We start from the raw sequence: 21310 nt of genomic DNA on the forward strand, positions 1-21310 counted from the left end.
TTAAATTTTATCCTTAATATATTTTTTCAAACCACTTTCCAAAGAAATATTCACTTTATAATTCAACTCTTTTTGCGACATTTCTATATCTGCACATGCTCTGATTGTATCAATTTTACGACTTTTATTCGCACCCCATGCAATATTTGCTTTTTTATTTGTAATACTTTCTAAAGTCTTTACCAAATCTCTTATTGATATACATTTTCCTGTTCCCACGTCATAGTCAATTTTAGAAGCTTTAATATTATTAAAATCAAGAATAAGGTTATAATAAAGGTTTACAACATCATCTATATGTACAAAATCCAATATCTGCTTACCATCACTCATATTAACAGCCTCATCCGAGTCTAGAGAATCTATAGCATAATCAATAATCTTTTTATTGGCATTTTTCTTTCCATAAACTGTAAACAAAATCATATTTAAAAATTTAAAAGAGTTCTTTTTGGCATAGTACTCAATTATATATTTTGCAGAAGTTTTTGTAGCAGAATAAAAATATGTTGGGCTTATTATATTGTTGATATGATATTCGGAAAAAGAACCTGTATTTATAAACAATTGCAACTTGCAACCTGATAATGCAATTAACAGATTAGAGGTAAATACAATATTTGATTCTATTAGCTTAACTATATCTTTTGGTTCATCTGAACTTGTTGAATATGCAGCCAGATGAACTACAATTTCAGGTGAAAATTGTAAAACACTGTCATTAAACTCAGTTAGGTTATTACATTCGATATATATAACCGCATTCCCAAACATTTTTATGGCACTTTTTGAATCTCGAACAACCAGTGCAATTTCTATATTATGATTGATTAAAAGTTTATTCACAAGATCTGAACCAACATAGCCGGTTCCGCCAGTTACAAGAACTCTTTTTTTACCATTCATAGTTTATCTCATTAATATCTAAATTTATTGCTTCGTCTGGATTATGCTCAATTGAAGCGATATTTAATAACATACTGCTTTCGCTTAAACCTTTAAAAGCCATCCACAAATTTGGTTTTACAGTAAGTCTTTGGTAATTTTTTTGAGAAAGTTTTACACTGAAAAACTCTTTATTTATTTCATCATACACAACAAATTCTATTTCTCCAACAACCACTACAAGATTTAAAGTCATTTGAGTATGTTTCTTCCATCCCTTGATATCATTTAGGTATATAGTTGAAAAATAAGCTTCTCCAAATCCATCAAACCCCTCATCACTTTTTTTCATGGCATGAAAAATATCACCTTTTGGATTATAAATCTGTTTTAGCGGTGTTAAAATTACTCCGTCCATTGCAAACCTCGCGTTTTTGCCATACTTTCATATTCATTTATCTGTTCCAAAGTTTTTTCTAAAATATTGTTATTATTGTTATAAAAGTCATAATACCACTCACTGGTAAATCTAATAGTATCTTTATACTCTAAATTTGCCTGCCATTTCAGATAAAAGAGAGCTTTGTCACAATTGAGTTTTAGCAATCCTGCCTCATGAAAAGGTATGTTCCCTGTAATAGTAAAAGCATCCTTGGCATTTGTAAAATGCCAATACTGACTTAAATCTGCAAGCAATTGTTTAACTGTGTGATTTTGTTCTGCCCTTGGTCCAAAGTTAAACGCTTCCCCATGCAAAGAGTTGTTTTCATACAAAACCTGCCCTAGATTTAAATATCCACTTAAAGGTTCAAGCACATGCTGCCAAGGTCTCGTAGCTTCTGGGCTTCGTATCTCCACACTTTGATTTTTACTCCAAGCGTGCATGCAGTCAACTACAATCCTGTCTTTTGCCCAATCTCCGCCACCTATAACATTTCCGGCTCTACCAATGGCTAACTTAACATTACAATTGTCTTTTTTAAAAAATGAGTGATAATATGATTTTATAATAAGCTCAGCAGCACCCTTGCTACCACTGTAAATATCTTTACCACCCATTTTATCATCCTCTTTGTAGCCCCATACCTGTTCTACATTGGCATACGCTTTATCACTTGTGATAATTATAACGCTGCATTTATGATTTGAGTTTTTAAGAGCTTCTAAAATATTTGCCGTTCCCATTACATTTGAGGATATTGTGTCAATTGGATTTTCATAAGATGTTGAAACTATCGGCTGTGCTGCCAGATGAAAAAGAAACTCCGGCGCTTCTGCGGCTATAATTTCATTCATTTTAGATAAATTTCTTATATCCTCTTGATAATGCTTTATCTTTTTTTGTAGCTGTAACTCTTCAAACATTGAAGGATTTGTCGGAATATCTTTTGAGATGCCTATAACTTTTGCCCCAAGTTTTAAAAGCCACAGAGTAAGCCATGTGCCTTTAAATCCTGTATGCCCGGTAACAAGTACTTTTTTATCTTTGTATACATTTTTGAACATTGCTATTCCCATACCTTCCAAGGGGCAACACCTTCATCCCAAAGTTTATTAAGATCATTTTTATCTTTTAAGCTATCCATCGGCTTCCAAAAGCCTTCATGTTTGAAAGTAAATATTTCTCCATCTTTAGCAAGTTTTTGCAGTGGTTCTTGCTCAAAAACAGTTGCATCTCCACCTGTAATGTAGTCAAAAACTTTCGGTTCGCAAACAAAAAACCCTGCATTTATCCAACCACCGTCACCCTTTGGCTTCTCTAAAAAATCTGTTACCTGATGTGATTCAGAGATATTAAGTGCACCAAAACGTCCATCTGGTTGAGCAGAGGTCATAGTCATTGCTTTACCGTGTTTTTTATGAAATGCTACCAATTCTTTTATATTTACATCACTTACCCCATCTCCATAAGTGAGCATAAACGCTTCATTACCAATAACTTTTTGTGCCTGTTTAATTCGTCCTCCTGTCATAGAGTTCAGCCCTGTATCAAGCAATGTTACCTTCCATGGTTCACTTGAATTATTTAACACTTCCATTTTACCATTTGACATATCTATAGTTATATCACTTTGATGTAAAAAATAGTTTGCAAAATACTCTTTAATATAATAGCCTTTATATCCTAAGAGAATAACAAAATCATTAAAACCATACTCTGAATATATTTTCATAATATGCCATAAAATAGGCTTACCCCCTATTTCAACCATAGGTTTTGGCCTTATGTCTGTCTCTTCACTAAGTCTTGTTCCAAAACCGCCTGCTAACAGTAATACTTTCATAAATTATTTTCCTCAATTCCAAATATATTTTTAATTCTTTCTTCTGTTGGCTCTCTAAAAAAGTTTTCCTTGTACCACAAAGAAATTTGCTTTATTTCATCTTTATAATTTTTTCTATATACCAATAACTTATTATACAATTTCTCAATATCATCTTTAGTAAACGCAATATCCCAAATCTTCCCTTTTCCATGGGTCACTAATGGATTAGCGGTAAGATTATCTTGACTGGCTATTATTATTACAGATAATCCACAGGTTACTGCCTCAAGAGAAGTCCCAGAAGCAGTACCTATTACTAGTTTTGTGTTTTCAAAAAGTTTATAAATATTGCTATTCGAAATTTCAATAGTATTTGGGATATTACCAAGTTTATGTATATTAACTGCTGGATGGTTTTTAAATATCACATTATCTAAATGTTCTATCCTTTCTATCATATATTTTGTATCATTTTCTATATAAGAACCGAGCAAAAGTACATTTTTTTCTTCTTTGATACCCTGAAATTCAAAAACTCCTTTATATCTTAATGAAACTCCAACATCATATTTCACTTTTTCTCTATCTAATACATAATATTTTCCATTAACAGACACCTTATGAGGTGATGCAAGCATATCATAATCTAAATCATCTACATAAGCATTAAAATAAGTTTCATAATTTAAATAAAACTGTAATGCGTTTAATGTTATTTTGTCATTATGATTTCTAATCCCATAGTTAAAACTTCTCTCAATCACTTGAAATTCACTCCAGGAATATATTGTTTTTATACTCTCAATTTGAGCTAAATTTTTACCTAAAATATATCTTGTTAAACTATCAAAACTAAAATATTTAATATCATTAACTACAGCATTATTAAATATTTTATCAATATCATTCTCTTCTTTTTGTAACAGTCTTAATGTTTTAAATGGATACACTACTATAAGTCCAAACAGTTTCACAAAATCACTTAATTTCAAAAATTCATACTCAAATACAAAATCCTTTTTATCTTGATTTATTATTTTAAAAAAGTGTTTTAACTTTAATGGATTTTGACCAACGCCATAAGGTCTTAATAAAATAGCATACTGAGTATGATATTTTTCAAATATTTCATAGATACCGGTTAAATAATTTTCACTAAATTGACCATTTTCATTTGTCTTATCTATAAGTCCAAAAGTATCAATAATAATTTCTAATCTGTTTTTTCTTTGTTTCTTATAATAAATTTTATAGATAAAAAAAGCAGTAACATATGAAAAATAAAGATAAATATTTTTTATATAATATTTCACTAATTTTCTTGTGAATAAAAACAGATTATTGTCTTTTTGAATATTATTTGTAAAAAAGTTTTTAGGAAACACACTTGCATATGGATTTTTAACTAAAGTAGCATTAATTATTGTATAGATATCCCATCTGGCATTTCTTTTTATCTTATCAATGTAGGCATGAAAATTACTTTTTTTATTTTGGTAATTCTCCTCTAATTCCTTTGGATTCAAAGTTTAAACTCCAAAAATGTATCAATATAATTTCCATACTGTTTTAACTCTGAATTATTATACCCATAAAAATTTATCTTATTCTTTTTAGCCGCATTATAATCTGTGATGGCATCACCGATTAATATTGTTTCATCAGTTTTGTAATTATATTTCTCCATAATATTAGCTATTAAAATATCTTTTTTAGTTGGACTTCCATTGATTGATAAAAAATAGCATGTGATTTCAAACTGTTTACACAAATCATTAAGTTCACGATTTTCTGCACCTGAGACGATATGAAAATTATATTCTTTGTAATTCGCTTTTATAAATTCAATGGTTTCCATAATTAAGTTTTCTTTGTTAGATAATTTCATTTTAATAATCCGAGCAAATTTATCTGCTAGTTTTACAATTTCATCTTCTGAAATATCTTGATGCAAAATATCAGTATAAAAATATCTAATTTTATCAAATCTTGAAACACCACCGTTTTCATAATGATATTTCTCAATCTGTTGTAAATATTTTTTGTCATAACCATGGAACAATTTTACAAAACCATCCCCCTTAATCTTCATACTATCAAGTATAACACCATCAAAATCCCATAAAATTGTTTTAATCATGTAATATTCCAAATACAGTACATGGTAAGCCATCACACTGAGATATTCTAAACGGTGACACTATAATCTCTTTAAACTGTACATTTTCGCTAATACTTCTTAAATCCATATCTTCAAGTAAAAGTATAGGTTTTTGGGGATTTAAAAACCTTTTATGGGATTCTCTTCCTAATTCTCTGTTTTGAAAACTAGATACAGAGATAGAATCAAATCCAAACACTCTGATAGATGGAAAATTTTCTATTAAAAAATTATAAATATCTCCATGAAAACCATAATTCTCTTTCCAAAATTTTTCACTATTTCGACTATTACAAATACCTGTTTTTACAATTAAAATATCATAACCAATATCTGTGATGTTTTTTAATCTTGCTGTCAATTTTTCATTTATAATTAACTCTTCTTGAACTATCTCTACAATGAGTGGTTTTTTAAATACCCAAAAATCAGCATTAAAATCCTTAACAGTCTGTCCCTTTTCATAAAAGTGGTAGGGCATATCTATATGTGTACCTATATGAACAGTAGTAGATATTGTTGTATCATTAGCAACATCCCCTTTTAAAATATCACTTTTTTTTATTTGTACAAATTTATTTTTATTCCCGTAAGCAGGTGTGTGTTCATCTAATATATAAGACAAAAACAACATCTACGCTTCCAGCTCTTCATGAATAACTTGAATACATTCCAAAAGACCCTGACCTAAATCAATATACGGATTTGCCACCAACTTTTTGGCAACAGTTGGATGATACGAATAAGGAGTAATTTTATAGTGTCCCATGTTATTATCTGTAATTTGCTTCAGCTCTAGCTTGTTTTGCATGATCTCATTTATCATTGTAAGGAGTTCTATACGTTTTAGTCTTTCAGTTCCTGTTAAGATAATATGCTCATTTTCGTAACTTTCATCCTCTAAAATGTCGACTGAAAGTTTTGCTGCATCTGCTGCGTGAATGTATTCTCTTAGATCTTGACCATCACCTTTGTAGTGAAGTTCTCCATTTTTCAAGGCATCATATAAAAGATTATAAATATAATTGTTATGACTCGCTCGCTCTCCATACAAAGAGCCGTAACGAATAACTGTATATTTCAGACCATACCTTTTATAATATTCTTCCGTAAGTTTCTCTGATGTTTGCTTACTAATGCCATAAAAAGAACCCTCATTACTAAGGGCATAAGCACTGCTTGCATACACAAATCTTTCTACTTTTCTTGTTTTACATACTTCAAGTATATTTAGATTCCCCATAACATTTATATTCATAGTATTGATTGGGTCGTGGATAGCATCATCAAGATTTGCTATCGCTACAAAATTATATACAATATCAGCGCCATTAATTACATTTTTATACTGTTCATATCTAATATATCTACAGTTTGAAACTCTTGATTTACTTGTAAATACTTTGACTTATGAATATCAGCAATAACTACATCATAGTTTCTACGAGACAGTTCATCAGCGACATACGAACCTAAAAAACCACTTCCACCGAAAATAACAACTTTCTTACGATTTGGCATTTAATACCTCACTGCACTGAATTTTTAGGAGTACTAACATATGGCACTCTCCACTTTGAATTCTTATCATAATTTATAATACTCTCTTAAATGTTTTATAGCGCTCATACCCATAGCTTCTACAGCTTCTTTTGCGTTTCCACCAATGTGCGGTGTGCATATAAGATTTGGAAGTTCTAAAAATTCTTTATCTGTAGGTGGTTCTTCAACATAAGCATCTATCGCAGCACCTGCGATTATGCCGTTTTTTAAAGCATATTTTAAATCATTTTCATTTATCAGACCACCTCTGGCCGTATTTAACAAATATGCTGTTTTTTTCATCATTTTCATTTCATTTAAAGTTATGAAATTATATGTGCTTTCATCTTGCGGTGTGTGCACTGTTATAAAGTCAGACTCTCTGTAAAGTTCTTCTTTACTCACTTCTATCAAATCGTTTTGAGTATAGTATTCATCTTGATTTATAATGTCATTCACAAGTATTTTGCACCCAAAAGGCTTCAACAGTCTCACTAATTCTTTACCTATGTAACCCACGCCAACTATACCAACTGTTTTTCCGCTCAGTTGAAATCCTCCGGACTTATTCCAGACACCACTTTTAAGTTCATTTGTTGTCATAAAAAGATTACGACTAAACATAAGCATAAACCCGAGTGCCATCTCTGCTACTGAAAGACGATTTACTCCTCCTGTCCAGCCAATAGCTATGTCCCTTTTTTTACATGCTTTTTTATCTAAATTATTAAGACCAACACCATATTTTGAAATTATTTTTAAATTTTTACAATGCTTGAGCACTTCTTCATTCACAGGTTCCAGTCCAACTATCAAAGCCTCAGCATCTTTGATATATTCTATCAACTCATCTTGATTAAACCTTTTGCCCTCTAAATTTAGCTTAGCCTCTGGAAAATATTTGTATACTTCTTCTTGTAAGATCTTATTTTTTGAAAAACTGGGACTTGTTGCTACTATATTCATAATACTAATCCTTAAAAATTTTTAATATGATAGTATCACATTTCCAATTATTTATTAAATCATTCCTATAAGCTTCTAATGTTTTTTCAGAAAAAATATCAAATCTACCTTGTCCCCCTGGTTTTCCATCCATCATCCAAGTTATATGATTTGACAAATCATATCTCTGTTCCGCTAATAATTCATATTTATATCCTAACTCATCTAAAATATATTTCAATGATTGAGGATTATAATAATAATGATGCGCAATAGACCAATAAAATTTTTCAAATGTTGGTATATTATAAACAGAAGTCAATACATCCGTAGCAGATGGTATTTCGGCTATAATAACTCCACCATCATTGAGCATTTCGTAAGTTTCTTTTAAAAAATCAAATGGATTAGCTATATGTTCAAATACAAAAAAATGTACTATCAAATCAAATTTAATACTTTCTTTATTCTTTAATTCACTTATGCTTTCGTAAGCTTGATGCCCGTTCTTTTTTAAAAATTCTAAGAATTCACCAGATGGTTCAACCCCATAACAATCTAAACCAACATTTTTAAAAGCATCCATCATAAATCCTGATGAACAACCAATTTCTAATATTTTTTTGCCTTTGTGCAAATGATTGGCTAAAAAGTGCCATCGCCTTTTTACTTGATCTTGGTTTGAATCTATATGCTTTTGTGCATTGCTCCAATCTCGATGGTCACCTACTCTTTTGGACATAAATTTTTCAAACTCTTTTTTATAAAAATGTTTTTCTTCTTCTTCGGTTAAATATGGGTATAAATATATTACACCACATTTTGAACATTCCCAAAAATTATGCTCATCTTTTCCACCAAATACATAATCTGCTCTTAAGATTTGATTCTCTTTACATTTACATACTCTACATATTGGCATTTTAATTCTCCTTAACCCACTCAATCATTTTTTTTAAACCTTGCTCAAAACTTGTTAATGGTTTATCATATATACTGAGTAATAATTGATTATTTGCATATATCCCAAACTGATCACCAGGAGTACCTTTTGATATAACAATATCTTTTGTACTTTGTAAATTATCTTTTATTAAAGTCAATATCTGCTTGACTGTTGTTTTTTTACCTGTCCCAATATTTAAGATTTTGTTTTTAAATTTATCATTTCTTGAAGACTCTATAGTGATGTCAACAACATCATCAATATATATTAAATCCCTAAAACGATTTAAATCACCTTTTACAAGTACCTTTTCAAAAGAATCATCTAAAAATTGCTTCAGATATATACTAACCATGCCCTGTTTTAAATTTTCAAGATTTTGCCCCGGACCATACACATTAAAGTATCTTAATGCTACATACTCTATATCATATTGTTGTGCAAAAATTTTCATATATTTTTCACTTGCCAATTTGCCAACAGCATAAAATGATTTTGGATTTTCAACATCATCTTCAGAAAATTGCTCTTTATTGGATTGCTCCCCATATACAGACATAGTAGAAGCATATACAAATTTTTTACATCCTGTTTTTACACAATATTGCAATAACTTCAAAGTAGATAATGTATTAGTATTTAAATCATATTCTGGGTCTTCAAAACTTATCTCCCCAGAACTTTGACCACCTATATGAAAAATTACATCAAATTTTGCATTTTGAAGCTTTTCAATAGTTTCATTTTTACTAAAATCTTCATTAATAAAAACTGTATTTTTAGGGATGTTAGAAAGATGACCTGTTTGAAGATTGTCTATAACATATACTTCATTTCCCTCATTTAACAATCTATTAGCAATAGCACTACCAATAAACCCTGCTCCTCCTGTTACTAAATATCGCATCTTATTTTCTCTTTCGTATAAGTTTTGCAGGAACACCACCCATAACAGAATATGGTTCTACATCTTTTGTAACTACAGAACCCGCACCAATAATTGAACTTTTGCCTATTTTAGTATTTGCTGTAATCACACAATTTGAGGAAATCCAAACATCATCTTCTATTATAATCTCACCATAAGTATGTCCTTGTTCTCTAAACGGAACATTGGGGTCATCAAAAGTATGATTTGCGGCTCTTAATACACAATTCGGAGCAATCGCACAATCATCTCCAATAACTATCTTACCAAAACTAGCACCAAGTTGTGAATTAGTATTCATTGTGAAGTTATTTCCTATCACAATATCCCCTCCATCATGAGCATAAACATAACTATTTTTCATTAATACTATATCATTACCTAATGAAATATTTTTAAACCCCATAATAGTTACTCCAGTATCAATATTAAATTTTCCTTTTACTTCTTGAAAAAAAGGTCTATAACCCCAATATCTTAATGTTGTGCCCAGTTTTGTTGGTATTGATGATAAGAATGCTATATAAAGTTGAAAAAATAACTTTTTAAATTTATTGATAACTTTCAATTAACTCATCCTTTTTAACCATATCCATAATCCTCTCTAAAATTTCTATATCCACTATTATCTCTTTAATACCTCGCTATCTCTTATAAACTCAAATTTATCAATACAATATTTATAAAAAATATCATAAAAAATAAAAGTTTATAAGTAATGTCATAAATAAGATTGATACTATCTACTACTTCATCTTGATTGAAACTATACTCATGAGCTATCTCATTTCTATCTTTTCTCAACTTCAACCATTCATTTTTATCTACAATTCCTAATTCTTCTAATCTATTGAGTCTGTCTATAAATGGTTTACTTTTTACCTCTTCTCCCATTAGCTCAAGCAATGCTGGGAAAAGTTTATCTCCCATAGTATCCTGTAGCTTAGAAAATCTAAATATAAGCTGATCTATATAGCTAATATAATCATCATTAAGATTGTTATACTTTTGAATATTAAGTGGTATAATTGAATCCAGTTTCTTTTTTGCTAAAAGTAACCTTTTTTTATGCTGATTACATTCATGGAGTTTTTCTATAAATGTAGCTTTTAGATCTCTCATAGTTCTATCCCTGTTCTTAAAGCCTCTTTTTCTATAAGTCTATTTAAATCTTTTGCAATTACTACATCAATTTTTTGCTCACCTATGTACTCATCTAATTTTACTAAAAAATCAATCTTCTTTTTTCTTAACTCATCATGATTTTTAGGAACAATATACAAGTCAATATCCCCACCTCTTTTTGTATCATCTACACGACTTCCAAAAAGATAAATTTTACCATCTTTAAAAGTTTCAAAAAAAGCTTTTTTTATTAAGTTTACTTCATCATCAGTGAGTCTCATCTATTTATACCTTAACTTATATATAGTTCTCAAACAACTCATCATCTTTCATAATCTCCACAACTTTATCCAAATCTTCCTTTGTATCAACAGCTTTTGTTTCATACTCTGTGTCTATCATTTTAACTTTGCCCCCATTTTCAAGAATTCTCATCATATCAACTGATTCTATTATCTCTAAAGGTGTTGGTTCCATTTCATTGTACTCTAGTAAAAAATCTCTAGTAAACGGTATGACACACACTTGTTTTTTCATAGGAACATCCAAAACACCTTTTTTTCTACTTGGTATTGGTTCTCGTGAAAAATAAAGGGCATGATTATTCTTATCCATAACAACTTTTACTTCATTTGGATCTTCAAACTCTTCAACCGTGTTTAAATCGGCTACTAAGTTTGTAATTTTTATGCTTGTATCTTGAAGCATAGGTTCTACTGCTTCATCTATCATCTGAGGAAATGTCAAAGGCTCATCACCCTGCACCATTATCATGATGTCAACTTTGATATTTTCATCTTGTTCTATTTTAAGCATAGCCTCCGCACACCTGTCACTGCATCTCTCATGGCAATCACTTGTCATAACAGCTTTTCCGCCTATGGATTCTACATAATTATAAATTTCTTCATCACATGTAGCTACATACACTTCACTCAAAAGTTTAGACATTTTTACCCTTTTGTAAACATGTCCTATCATTGGCATTCCAAGTATATCTGCCATCGGTTTACCTGGAAACCTACTTGAGCCCATTCTTGCTGGAATTATCGAAATGATATTCATGATTTTATTCCTCGTATAATAAATTTATCAAATCATTACATCCAAAGGAGTAGTGATTTGATATTTATTTTTTAGTTTTTGATAAAGTTGTTATATTTGTCAAATACTAAAACAACTTACAGTTAAAGAGTTGAATGACAGTCATTTTTCCTTATGAGGTGTAATGCCAACTATCTAAGAAAGCATACTGCGTTTAACCTGAGTAACTTACCCATAGGATGCCAGGATGAGTTCTATCTCAATCCTCTATCGTTACGAGGCTGTAAGAAAAAAGTTAAACATACGAAAGGATGTACAGATGCACTATTATGTAGGTATAGATATAGCAAAAGGTTTTCATGTTGCCTGTGTGGTTAATCAAGATGATAAAGTGATAAAGAAGTCACTTAAGTTCAGCAATGATGAGAATGGCTTTAATGAGCTACTTTTACTTTTAAACTCCATTGATGAAGTATCAACCTTTACCATTGGTATGGAAACCACTGGAATTTTCTTTGAAAATCTCTATCTTTATCTGAGTGAAAAAGGATTTAATGTACTATTACTCAATCCTTATCAAACAAATAGATTTAGAGAGATGGACAGCATGAAGAAAGTAAAAAATGACAACATTGATGCTTTAATGATAGCAGCTCTTATTAAATCAGGCAGATACTCTAAAGCCTATGTAAGTGAAGATACTTATCAGAGTATCAAATCACTCTATAGACATAAGAATAATCTACTTGAAGAGATGAAAAAGCATAAAAGACAAATCTCTACACTCTTAGCTGTGGTATTCCCAGAGATGGAACAAGTGATAAGAGATCCCTTTAATGTGACAGGCTTGGCACTTTTAGAGAAGTATCCAACTGCAAAGCATTATCATCATGCGAGTGTAGAGAGAATACTAAAAACCTTTCGGGGTATCAAAGGCAATAACTTCAATGAAGAAAAAGCTACAAAGCTTTTAGAGTTAGCCAAACACTCTGTTTATCAAGGCAATGGTGTAGATGAGAGAGCTTATGTTATTAAATCTCATATCCGAGTGATTAAGCTTCTACAAGAGGAGCTTAAAGAGCTTGAGAATGAGATGTTAAAGCTTTTTAATCAAACACCGCAACTTGAGAGTAATGAAGAGCAAGAGATTATGAATATTATTGATAATCTTAGAACCATACCAGGTGTGAGTGATAAAACCATCTTTGCTCTTATTAGTGAGTGTGGAGACTTAGCGCGATTCAAAAATAATTCTCACTTCATTGGTTATTTAGGTCTTTATCCTACACTAGAGCAATCAGGTAATAAACTCACCTACGGTGCAATCGCAAAAAGAGGTGCAAAGCTTGCTAAAAAAGCTCTCTATCAAGCCGCTATTGCTGCCATTAGGCATAATGAGCAACTCAACAAGCTTTTTCTTGACAAGGTCTCTCAAGGTAGAGCCAAAAAGGAAGCTGTTGTGATTGTTGCAAGGAAGCTTGCACATATCATTTTAGCTATATATAAAAACAATGTTGCCTATAACCCACAAAGGGTATTTCAAGCATCACTATCCTAAAGTTTAATTCAACTATTTAACAATAAGTTGTTATAGAACTTGATAAACACTATATAGGAAATTATATAAATTGTCCTATACCCTCAAGGGGCACCTAGTACCTTATCATTGTCAACCAAACAGTTTTTAGGTGTTTGATCATTGAAACACTTGAGTCAAATTCTAGATAATGACTTTAATAAAGTGCTTCAAAAATCAAACAATCCCAAGAGTTTTATACTCTTGAAAATGTTCTTTGAGGTTTTATTGTTACTGGGCTATTGTTTTTTTTATTTTTTTACTCCGTTTAAGTTATTCTTTATAGGATTGCTTTTTTAATTGTTTCCATCCCTTTTATAGCCAAATCTCGCATAAAAAAGTAATCTATCCCGTAAGCTAAAAATGTACAACCTTGTTCTATCTTCTCTTGTAATTTTGATGGGTCTGTATCTACTACATGAAAACCTGAGGGGATATTGTTTTTTTTGCAACTATCGAGTACAGTTTGCACAGCATCCTTTACATCATCTCGTTCAAACTCTCCAGGATGACCTATACTACCGCTTAAGTCATACGGACCTATAATAGTACCATCTATTCCTTCTACACTTATAATTTCATTTATATTATTTATTGCATCTATATGCTCTATTTGAGCTATGATTACAAGCTCTTCTTCCACCCATTTTTTATATTCTTCAAAACCTGTTCCATATTTAGAAGCTCTGTATAGTCCAACACCTCTTTTGCCTATTGGTGGGTACTTTGCAAACTCTACTGCCTGCAGCGCATCTTCTTTTGAATTTACCATGGGCACTATGATGCCATCAGCTCCCATATCTAAAACTTTTTTTATGATTACTTCTTCATTTTTACTTACTCTTACAAGTGCTTTTATTCCACTTGATTGAATGGTCGCTATTAAATCTTGAATTGTTTTTAAGTCTATTGAAGTATGCTCTGTATCTACTACAAGCCATTCAAAACCAGCCAAAGCCATAACTTCAACACTCATAGTATCGCCTATCATTATCCAACTACCAATAGTTAACTCATTGTTTTTTAGTTTATTTTTTAGTGACATTTTTTAACCTTAAAAAAAGTGTATTTATCTCATCTCTATCAGTTGCAAAAACTTTTGGAAATATATATGCTCCTATTATAACAAAACCTGTATATAGTGTACTTGATGTCAAAAAATTTATCAGAGGAGAGGTAAAACTAAAAACATGACTTGATATATAAGCGATGACTACAAAAAACACTATGGAATAAATTTGATGATATACAAATGACTTCATCTTAAAGTTTAAAAATTTAGCATTAAAATAAAGTTGAATATTTACACCAATTAGTTGAAGAATAAGTATTTTAACGGCAAGTCCTATAGCCCCAAAATCTAAAATATATATCAGTCCAAAAGATATAAACATCCCTAGTGGCTGTGTAAATAAAGATATATTGCGCATAAGTTTCGTCTTCCCAGTAGCATAAAATACACTTCCACTAAGCTGTCCATAAGTTTGATGAATAGGGTACAATGCCATTATCATTAAAACCGGATAAGCATTTTGAAATTTTTCATCTGTAAATATTGCCAATACATTTTCACTCTGTATAGAAATAAATACCGCAAAATATGCAGCTATACTATAAAGCATAGGTATATATCTATAAAAAAGTTTTCTCATATTTTCTAAATCTTTTTTCTCATAAGATTTACTAAATTCTCTAGTGATGATAGGTGTCATAGCAGAGGTAAATAAAAAACACATAGCTGCTAAACTATAAGCAAGACCATAAAACCCGGTTTGTTCACTTCCAGCTATTTTTTGAAGAAGCCAAATATCAAAAAAACCGGCAATTAGTCCTACTATGCTGTATATCACAAGAGGATGACAATATTCTATAAACTCTTTTGAGAGATTTAGAATTGAAAATTTAAGACTAAAAACATTTTCAAATATCCTTTTTTTAACAAACAGCCAAGAAATTATCAATAAAAAAGATATTAATGCAATATATTGAAAATAAAAATATTTATGTAAATCAAAAGCAGTAACATAAACAAAACACAAAAGCAACAAAAGAGATGCTATTTTATGCCCTATTTTTATAAGTTCTACTGATACAGTCAATGCATAGGCATCTGATATTTTAATAAATATTTGAGTAAACCATGAAAGAAAACCAAAAAGTAAACCCATAAAAATATATTCACTTGGTATATTTGGCAAAAGTTTTTCACTGTAACCCAAGCTTTTAACACCATATACAAAAAGTAATACTATAAACAATACTGCAATAGAATATAAGAAATAAAATGAGATAAGCTCTTTTCTAGTATGTCTAGCTGAGAGCTTTGTAAAAAAAGCAATAGAACTTCCCATATCTAAAAAACCAATTGCTTTCATAAAAAAATCTTGAAGATATACAAACTGCCCGTAAGCAACAGGACCTAATGCTTTTAGTACAATAGCTACTAAAATAGCACCTATAATACCACTTATGATATTTGCAAAGAGTTTAATGCTATATCGTTTTTTTAGGCTATTTTCTTGCATTTAGTTCTTTCTCTAATATTTCTGTAACTAACTTTTTGGTATCACATTTTTTTGAAGAGTAATACTCTATAATGTCATCATATCGTTTTCTATTTTTTGTTATATTTTCAATATTTCTAACTTTTTCTTCCAAATCATCAACAGTATCAACTAAAATGAACATTTTTTTCATATCTTCTAGTGTCTCTTCTGGTAAGCAGAGAGGTGGTCCACTAAACAAGATTATATCTCTTTTATAGTGCAATTCTCTATTTATAAACTCTGACGAAAAATAGTCACTAATTATATATTTACTTTTCGGAATTAAATTTTGAATTGGAATACTAAATTCTATAGTCACATTTGGATAATTCTGACTTAATTCTAAAAATGGTATATATAACATTGTCTCCAGCATAATACCTGGCTGTATTTTGATACATATATTTTTATCTTTCAATTTTATACCAAAAAGCTCTATTATTTTTTTATGTCTTGTGTATATATTATTTGTATCCGTTGAAACTAAATGAGAAAAATTATTTATTAACACTCCTGTATATGAATAACCGGTACAATATGTAATATATAAAAAATCAAACTTTTTTTTCTTTTCTTTTATTGAATAGTTAAAATTTATACTACCTACAGATTCAATTTTTTTAGCTCCTCTATTCTGAAATAATTCTTTAGTAAAGTCATTAAATACAAAGTTTATATCAGCAGGATATATTTCATTGTATTTTAAAAAAATATTTTCCTGTAAATAACTGCCATGTTGCATAAATATATTTGGAATTGAATTTTTTTTATTTATAAGTATTTGTCGATAGTTTTGCATCCTGGATAAAAAAGAAAAAGGTTTTATAATTATATATTTTTCATCATATTTGGTTATATGAATAGTAATATCTTCTAATAATTTCATATATTGATTTTTAAATAGACTGTTTTTTTATCTATTATAGTTTTATTTACTCTTCCTATGAAATCAAAAATTTGCTTTTTTTCAATACTCTCTTTTCTCGTTACCGGATTCAAATCATTATAGACATCTAAAAAATGTATCATATCATATGGTAAGCTTGTATCTTTTCTTAAAATATATTTATTTATAATATTTTCAAATATATCTTTTTTATATTTTAAAGTATTAAAAATATTTTGTAGTTTATTCTTTTTATAAAAACTTGCATCTTTATTTTTTATGTTTATAATTTTATCCACATATTGATTATCAAATAAACAACTTTTATATAAAAAACAATTCTCTTCTCTCTTTATACCATCTACATCTGTAAGATAAAAAATTTGTCTATTTTCTTTTTTGGCTAATTTTAAATAACTTTTGAGCTGATTAAAATATTTTTCAAAAGTTATCAAAAAAGCAAAATCTCTAAATAAAAAACTCAATTCTTTAAAGTCACTAAAAATTTCTTCAAACTCTTTATATTCTTTAAATACATTTTTATGAAATTCTTCAATCTTTACTATATCATGAAAAGTAATAAATTTTTTCTTAGCTTGATTCAATAAAAAGCTAGAATAAGGGGTCAATGATAATATATTTGCATTAATATCTTTTAGATAACTACTTAAATCAAAACTATTTTGTTTAAATCTCATATCAACAATATATAAATATTTATCTTTCAAATCTATCCCCAAACTTATAGTCTTTATCAGATATTTCACCCAAAACATCTTTCAAATACTTAGGATGTATTCCATATCCTGGTCTTACACTTCTTACATTTTCTTCATTAAATTTTTCACCTTTTTTTATATTTTTAGCCACATAAAGACTTCGTGCAAATTGACGAGATTTTTTCTTTTTTTCATTCATACTATAGTCAACTTTTCCAAGCAATTTCTCAGTATCTCTTATAGCTTTTACCATATCACTAAATTCTTGTTTATCAAGACTAAAATCAGCATCAGCTCCACCTATGCTTTTATCTAGTATAAAGTGTTTTTCAATTACTTTCGCACCAAGAGTAACCGCTGCTATAGGAGCAGTTAAACCTAAAGTATGGTCACTAAAACCACTAATAACTCCAAAAGTTTGTGCTAAGTTTGGTACCATTTGCAAGTTTGCATCTTCTAATGGTGCTGGGTAAGCAGAAGTACATTTCAATAAAACTATATCTTCATTTCCTTCTTCCCTGCAAATATCCACAGCATCCTGAATCTCATCTATTGTTGCTATCCCTGTACTTATAATAACAGGTCTGCCCGTAGAAGCTGTATAGCGTATAAGTTCGTAATCTGTTATCTCAAAAGAAGCTATCTTATACGCTGATGGATTAAACTGTTCTAAAAAGTCAACCGCCGTTTTATCAAAAGGAGAAGAGAAGATGTCTATACCTATCGCTCTTGCATATTCAAAAAGTTCTTTGTGCCACTCCCACGGGGTATATGCTTCTTTATACAAATCATACAGTTTTTTTCCATCCCAAAGAGTGCCACCTTTTATGATAAAATCTTCTTTATCTGAGTCTAGTGTCATACTATCTGCTGTGTATGTTTGAAGTTTAATAGCATTTGCACCTATCTCTTTTGCACCTTTAATAGTATCAAGTGCATTTTGTAATACACCATTATGGTTTGCACTAAGTTCTGCTATTATATAAACTCCATCTTTTTCTAAATCAAAACTACCTATTTTCATTTTTCAACTCCATACAAATTACATCTTTGTTATGCACTATTTTTACTCCAACTTCTTTAAAATTGAATTTTTTATATAAATTTATAGCTTTTTTATTATCTTTAAAAACTTCAAGTTTTAGTTTTTTAAACTTTAAGTTTTTAAAGACATAATTAATGCATAATTGTTCTAAAACTTGACCCACCCCAGCTATTTTTTCAAAAGGATTAGCATATAGTCCAAAATAACATTCTCTCTTTTTATAGTCAATATCGGTAAAATAAATTACTCCAAGAAAGATATCATTTTTTTTGACTAAAAAATACTTATCCTTTTTTTGTTCTAAGAGGTTAATATGTTCTAAATGTTCATATAAAGAAATCTCTGTATTACGATACATCCATTTTTTTACATCCAAATGATTCCTCCACTGCAAAACCATTTCTTTCTCTAAATCTGATAAGTCAGGAAATGAAATTAACTGATAGCTACCCATCTTCATCGTATATTCCTCACACATTTAAAAGCCTCAACATACTCTTTGCCTATTCTCATACCTCGATGCTTAGCATTTAGTTCAATTCCTTCTAAACTCCTGGGATGAGGATATTTACACAATTCGGAATCATACGCTTTCATTGCTTCTATTTTTAAACTTAAAGTCGTTGAGATATCATAAAAAGTATCAGGACTAAAAGAAAGTGGATAGTTCCATTCAGTGGAAGATAAAACCTCAAAGCTATATATCTCCTTAACAGATTCCTCTTCCATAGGTCTAGTAGCGGTAATGACAGTTTGATAGGTTATTCGATGGTCAATATTTAAATCATTTTCATAATGAGTAAAGATAATATCTGGTTTAATATTTTCTTTAACTTTAGAGACAACCTTGACAATATCTAACAAATCAACACTATCAAAACGATTATCCGGAAAACTTTCAACAAAAACTTTTTTAATACCTATAATGCTATTTGCTTTTTTTATTTCACTATTCAGTACCCATAACTCATTTTTTTTATTTTCTATCTCTCTTTTTTTATCTCTACTTGTTTTTCCCTCTCCAAGAATAAGTGTATATGCTTCATATCCTTCTTTTATAAGTCTTGCAACTGTTCCAAAACAACCCAATACTTCATCATCAGGATGCGCTGCTATAATTAATATCTTTTTATTCATTTTCTTTTACCTCAAACCTTCCGACCAGTTCATTCTTTTTTAAATGAACTTCACTAAATTCAATTTTTAAATTATTTACCTCTATATATGCTTTAGGATAGCCTTCAGCATCCAACATCCTTATAAAATCATACATTTTTTTCATAGTTGTAATTTGTTCATTAAGTATATTACTCTGGTTGGGAGTTCTTCTTTTAAATTTTGTTATTTTACCTTTTTGTGGTATTGATTTTATTGGATGATTCAAAAATTGTGGAATCATTTTATTAAAAATAATATTAGACAATTCTATAAAATTTTCTTCTGCACTTCCAAGGGAGATATTAAAAGGTTCTTTTAAATAAATATTACCTGTATCAAGACCTTCTTCAACTCTTATAGCAGATACTTTTGTTTCATATATTTCAGACATTATTAAATTTTGGAAAGGACTTCCGCCTCTTCCAAACGGTAAATCAGTCATATGAAATAAAATTGATTCAAAATTTTCATATATCTCTTTAGGTATTAACCAAGACCAATGAGGGAAAAATATATATTTAGGCTTTATTTTTTTTAACTCTTCATAGTTAAGCTCTTTGGGTGTTGTTATTAACATAAAATCAAATTTATTTTTATATTTTTCTGCCAAAAGAAAGTATTGTTTAATATTCCATTCCTTAATAGTGGCAATGATAATTGTATCTTTCATATCAATCCTTTAAATATGTCTATATTATCAATAGTTTTATATCCATTACTTTTAAGATAACTATAGATTTCTCCTTGATTATCAGCCGTCTTTATAACCACAAAATCAACACCTAAAAAGTATACTTCATTCACCGTTACACTAGGAGTTATTATAGCTAATTGACTCTGATTCATAAGCTTTGCTATCCTCTTTGAGTTTATGAAAAGTGAGATATTTACTTTATCTTTAACATACTCCTGTAACTGGGTTAGATTTTTATTCGCAGTTGTTGTAACAAGTGCCACTTTTTTATCTTTTGGTAAAATTTCTAAAATTTTTATATTTAGATTAGCTGTATCTGCTCCACCCATTGCAATAAAATACTCATAAATTTTTTCTCGTTTTATCTTCTTTTCTTCTATAAATTCATTACGCAAAAGTGTATAGTCAGCCCCACATCTTATCTCACAAAAAGAAGGAACTAAACTTTTATATCTACTTTCATCAGCACTCATATTATGATTTAACAGTATATCACAATAGTGCTTTTCATAAGTATCATCAAACGAAAGAATTTTTAATGTTGGATTTTTGGTTTTTAATGCTTTTTCAGATACTTCATCTATTTCATAATGATCAATAACCAACAAGTCTATTTTTAACTTTTTGATCAAACTGTGTAATTCATTGAGCGTATTAGATTTTAAAAGTTCTATGGCATATCCTGCCTCTTCTATTCTTTCATTTGCATTCCCTTCCAGATCTAAAGTAGCAAAAATAATATTGGCATTTTTATACTGCTGTGCCAATACTAAATCACGCATAATATGCCCTGTTCCTATGCTTGAAGATGAATCTACACGAAAGAGGATATTTTGATTCATA

24 protein-coding genes and 1 pseudogene are annotated in these 21310 nt (G+C 29.6%); 1 reads left to right on the forward strand and 24 read right to left on the reverse strand.

Annotated elements, in window-relative coordinates; translation table 11 throughout:
- The 15 genes and pseudogenes from ETP70_RS07955 to kdsB form a co-directional block, all read right to left on the reverse strand.
- Complete coding sequence (locus tag ETP70_RS07955; RefSeq protein WP_151900690.1) at positions 1–906, reverse strand: NAD-dependent epimerase/dehydratase family protein; 906 nt, start codon at positions 904–906, stop codon at positions 1–3.
- Positions 896–1303 (reverse strand): WxcM-like domain-containing protein, encoded by a 408-nt coding sequence (locus tag ETP70_RS07960; protein ID WP_151900691.1) that lies wholly within the window; start codon positions 1301–1303, stop codon positions 896–898. Before ETP70_RS07960 ends, ETP70_RS07955 begins: the two co-directional genes overlap by 11 nt.
- Positions 1291–2391: a CDP-glucose 4,6-dehydratase gene (gene rfbG, locus ETP70_RS07965; RefSeq protein ID WP_151900692.1), complete on the reverse strand. Its 1101-nt coding sequence runs from the start codon at positions 2389–2391 to the stop codon at positions 1291–1293. The genes ETP70_RS07960 and rfbG overlap by 13 nt, the downstream gene beginning before the upstream one ends.
- Before the next feature lie 2 nt (positions 2392–2393).
- Complete coding sequence (gene rfbF / locus ETP70_RS07970) at positions 2394–3170, reverse strand: glucose-1-phosphate cytidylyltransferase (protein ID WP_151900693.1); 777 nt, start codon at positions 3168–3170, stop codon at positions 2394–2396.
- The gene (locus ETP70_RS07975; protein WP_151900694.1) at positions 3167–4678 is read right to left on the reverse strand and encodes a hypothetical protein; all 1512 of its coding nucleotides are present in this window, start codon (positions 4676–4678) and stop codon (positions 3167–3169) included. Before ETP70_RS07975 ends, rfbF begins: the two co-directional genes overlap by 4 nt.
- Positions 4675–5292 carry an HAD family hydrolase gene (locus tag ETP70_RS07980; protein ID WP_151900695.1) on the reverse strand — a complete coding sequence of 206 codons (618 nt, stop codon included), beginning with the start codon at positions 5290–5292 and terminating at the stop codon, positions 4675–4677. Before ETP70_RS07980 ends, ETP70_RS07975 begins: the two co-directional genes overlap by 4 nt.
- Positions 5285–5947, reverse strand: a complete 663-nt coding sequence (locus ETP70_RS07985; protein WP_151900696.1) for a cyclase family protein — start codon at positions 5945–5947, stop codon at positions 5285–5287. Before ETP70_RS07985 ends, ETP70_RS07980 begins: the two co-directional genes overlap by 8 nt.
- Positions 5948–6834 (reverse strand): annotated as a pseudogene (locus tag ETP70_RS07990) (NAD-dependent epimerase/dehydratase family protein). It abuts the gene before it with no gap.
- 66 nt (positions 6835–6900) lie between these two features.
- Entirely contained in the window at positions 6901–7821 is a 921-nt protein-coding gene (locus ETP70_RS07995; protein ID WP_151900697.1) for a phosphoglycerate dehydrogenase, read from the reverse strand.
- Positions 7822–7825: 4 nt separating this feature from the next.
- Entirely contained in the window at positions 7826–8722 is an 897-nt protein-coding gene (locus ETP70_RS08000; RefSeq protein WP_151900698.1) for a class I SAM-dependent methyltransferase, read from the reverse strand.
- Position 8723: 1 nt separating this feature from the next.
- Complete coding sequence (locus ETP70_RS08005; protein ID WP_151900699.1) at positions 8724–9653, reverse strand: NAD-dependent epimerase/dehydratase family protein; 930 nt, start codon at positions 9651–9653, stop codon at positions 8724–8726.
- Between the two features lies 1 nt (position 9654).
- Positions 9655–10242 carry an acyltransferase gene (locus ETP70_RS12720; protein ID WP_283949346.1) on the reverse strand — a complete coding sequence of 196 codons (588 nt, stop codon included), beginning with the start codon at positions 10240–10242 and terminating at the stop codon, positions 9655–9657.
- 83 nt (positions 10243–10325) lie between these two features.
- Positions 10326–10796, reverse strand: a complete 471-nt coding sequence (locus tag ETP70_RS08015) for a hypothetical protein (RefSeq protein ID WP_151900700.1) — start codon at positions 10794–10796, stop codon at positions 10326–10328.
- Complete coding sequence (locus ETP70_RS08020; protein ID WP_151900701.1) at positions 10793–11080, reverse strand: nucleotidyltransferase family protein; 288 nt, start codon at positions 11078–11080, stop codon at positions 10793–10795. Before ETP70_RS08020 ends, ETP70_RS08015 begins: the two co-directional genes overlap by 4 nt.
- A 16-nt stretch (positions 11081–11096) precedes the next feature.
- The gene (gene kdsB / locus ETP70_RS08025; protein WP_151900702.1) at positions 11097–11864 is read right to left on the reverse strand and encodes a 3-deoxy-manno-octulosonate cytidylyltransferase; all 768 of its coding nucleotides are present in this window, start codon (positions 11862–11864) and stop codon (positions 11097–11099) included.
- A gap of 298 nt (positions 11865–12162) precedes the next feature.
- Between kdsB and ETP70_RS08030 the strand changes: the two genes are divergently transcribed.
- Entirely contained in the window at positions 12163–13401 is a 1239-nt protein-coding gene (locus tag ETP70_RS08030) for an IS110 family RNA-guided transposase (RefSeq protein WP_188109966.1), read from the forward strand.
- Between the two features lie 298 nt (positions 13402–13699).
- On the opposite strand, the gene ETP70_RS08035 is transcribed toward ETP70_RS08030, so the two are convergent.
- From ETP70_RS08035 to pseG, 9 genes are read right to left on the reverse strand one after another with little or no spacing between them, the layout of a single operon-like run.
- Positions 13700–14464, reverse strand: a complete 765-nt coding sequence (locus tag ETP70_RS08035) for an HpcH/HpaI aldolase family protein (RefSeq protein WP_151900703.1) — start codon at positions 14462–14464, stop codon at positions 13700–13702.
- Entirely contained in the window at positions 14448–15944 is a 1497-nt protein-coding gene (locus tag ETP70_RS08040; protein WP_151900704.1) for a lipopolysaccharide biosynthesis protein, read from the reverse strand. Before ETP70_RS08040 ends, ETP70_RS08035 begins: the two co-directional genes overlap by 17 nt.
- Positions 15931–16851, reverse strand: coding sequence for a hypothetical protein (locus ETP70_RS08045; RefSeq protein WP_151900705.1), 921 nt, complete (start codon positions 16849–16851; stop codon positions 15931–15933). The genes ETP70_RS08040 and ETP70_RS08045 overlap by 14 nt, the downstream gene beginning before the upstream one ends.
- Positions 16848–17579 carry a hypothetical protein gene (locus tag ETP70_RS08050; protein ID WP_151900706.1) on the reverse strand — a complete coding sequence of 244 codons (732 nt, stop codon included), beginning with the start codon at positions 17577–17579 and terminating at the stop codon, positions 16848–16850. The genes ETP70_RS08045 and ETP70_RS08050 overlap by 4 nt, the downstream gene beginning before the upstream one ends.
- On the reverse strand, positions 17569–18594 hold the full coding sequence (pseI, locus tag ETP70_RS08055) for a pseudaminic acid synthase (protein ID WP_151900707.1): 1026 nt from the start codon (positions 18592–18594) through the stop codon (positions 17569–17571). The genes ETP70_RS08050 and pseI overlap by 11 nt, the downstream gene beginning before the upstream one ends.
- Positions 18581–19075, reverse strand: coding sequence for a UDP-4-amino-4,6-dideoxy-N-acetyl-beta-L-altrosamine N-acetyltransferase (pseH, locus tag ETP70_RS08060; protein WP_188109967.1), 495 nt, complete (start codon positions 19073–19075; stop codon positions 18581–18583). Before pseH ends, pseI begins: the two co-directional genes overlap by 14 nt.
- Positions 19072–19752: a PIG-L deacetylase family protein gene (locus ETP70_RS08065; RefSeq protein WP_151900709.1), complete on the reverse strand. Its 681-nt coding sequence runs from the start codon at positions 19750–19752 to the stop codon at positions 19072–19074. The genes pseH and ETP70_RS08065 overlap by 4 nt, the downstream gene beginning before the upstream one ends.
- Positions 19745–20443, reverse strand: coding sequence for a formyl transferase (locus ETP70_RS08070; RefSeq protein ID WP_151900710.1), 699 nt, complete (start codon positions 20441–20443; stop codon positions 19745–19747). The genes ETP70_RS08065 and ETP70_RS08070 overlap by 8 nt, the downstream gene beginning before the upstream one ends.
- Entirely contained in the window at positions 20440–21309 is an 870-nt protein-coding gene (gene pseG / locus ETP70_RS08075; protein WP_151900711.1) for a UDP-2,4-diacetamido-2,4,6-trideoxy-beta-L-altropyranose hydrolase, read from the reverse strand. Before pseG ends, ETP70_RS08070 begins: the two co-directional genes overlap by 4 nt.
- Position 21310: the final 1 nt, after the last annotated feature.

The organism is Sulfurimonas hydrogeniphila (genome assembly GCF_009068765.1).
GTDB lineage: Bacteria > Campylobacterota > Campylobacteria > Campylobacterales > Sulfurimonadaceae > Sulfurimonas > Sulfurimonas hydrogeniphila.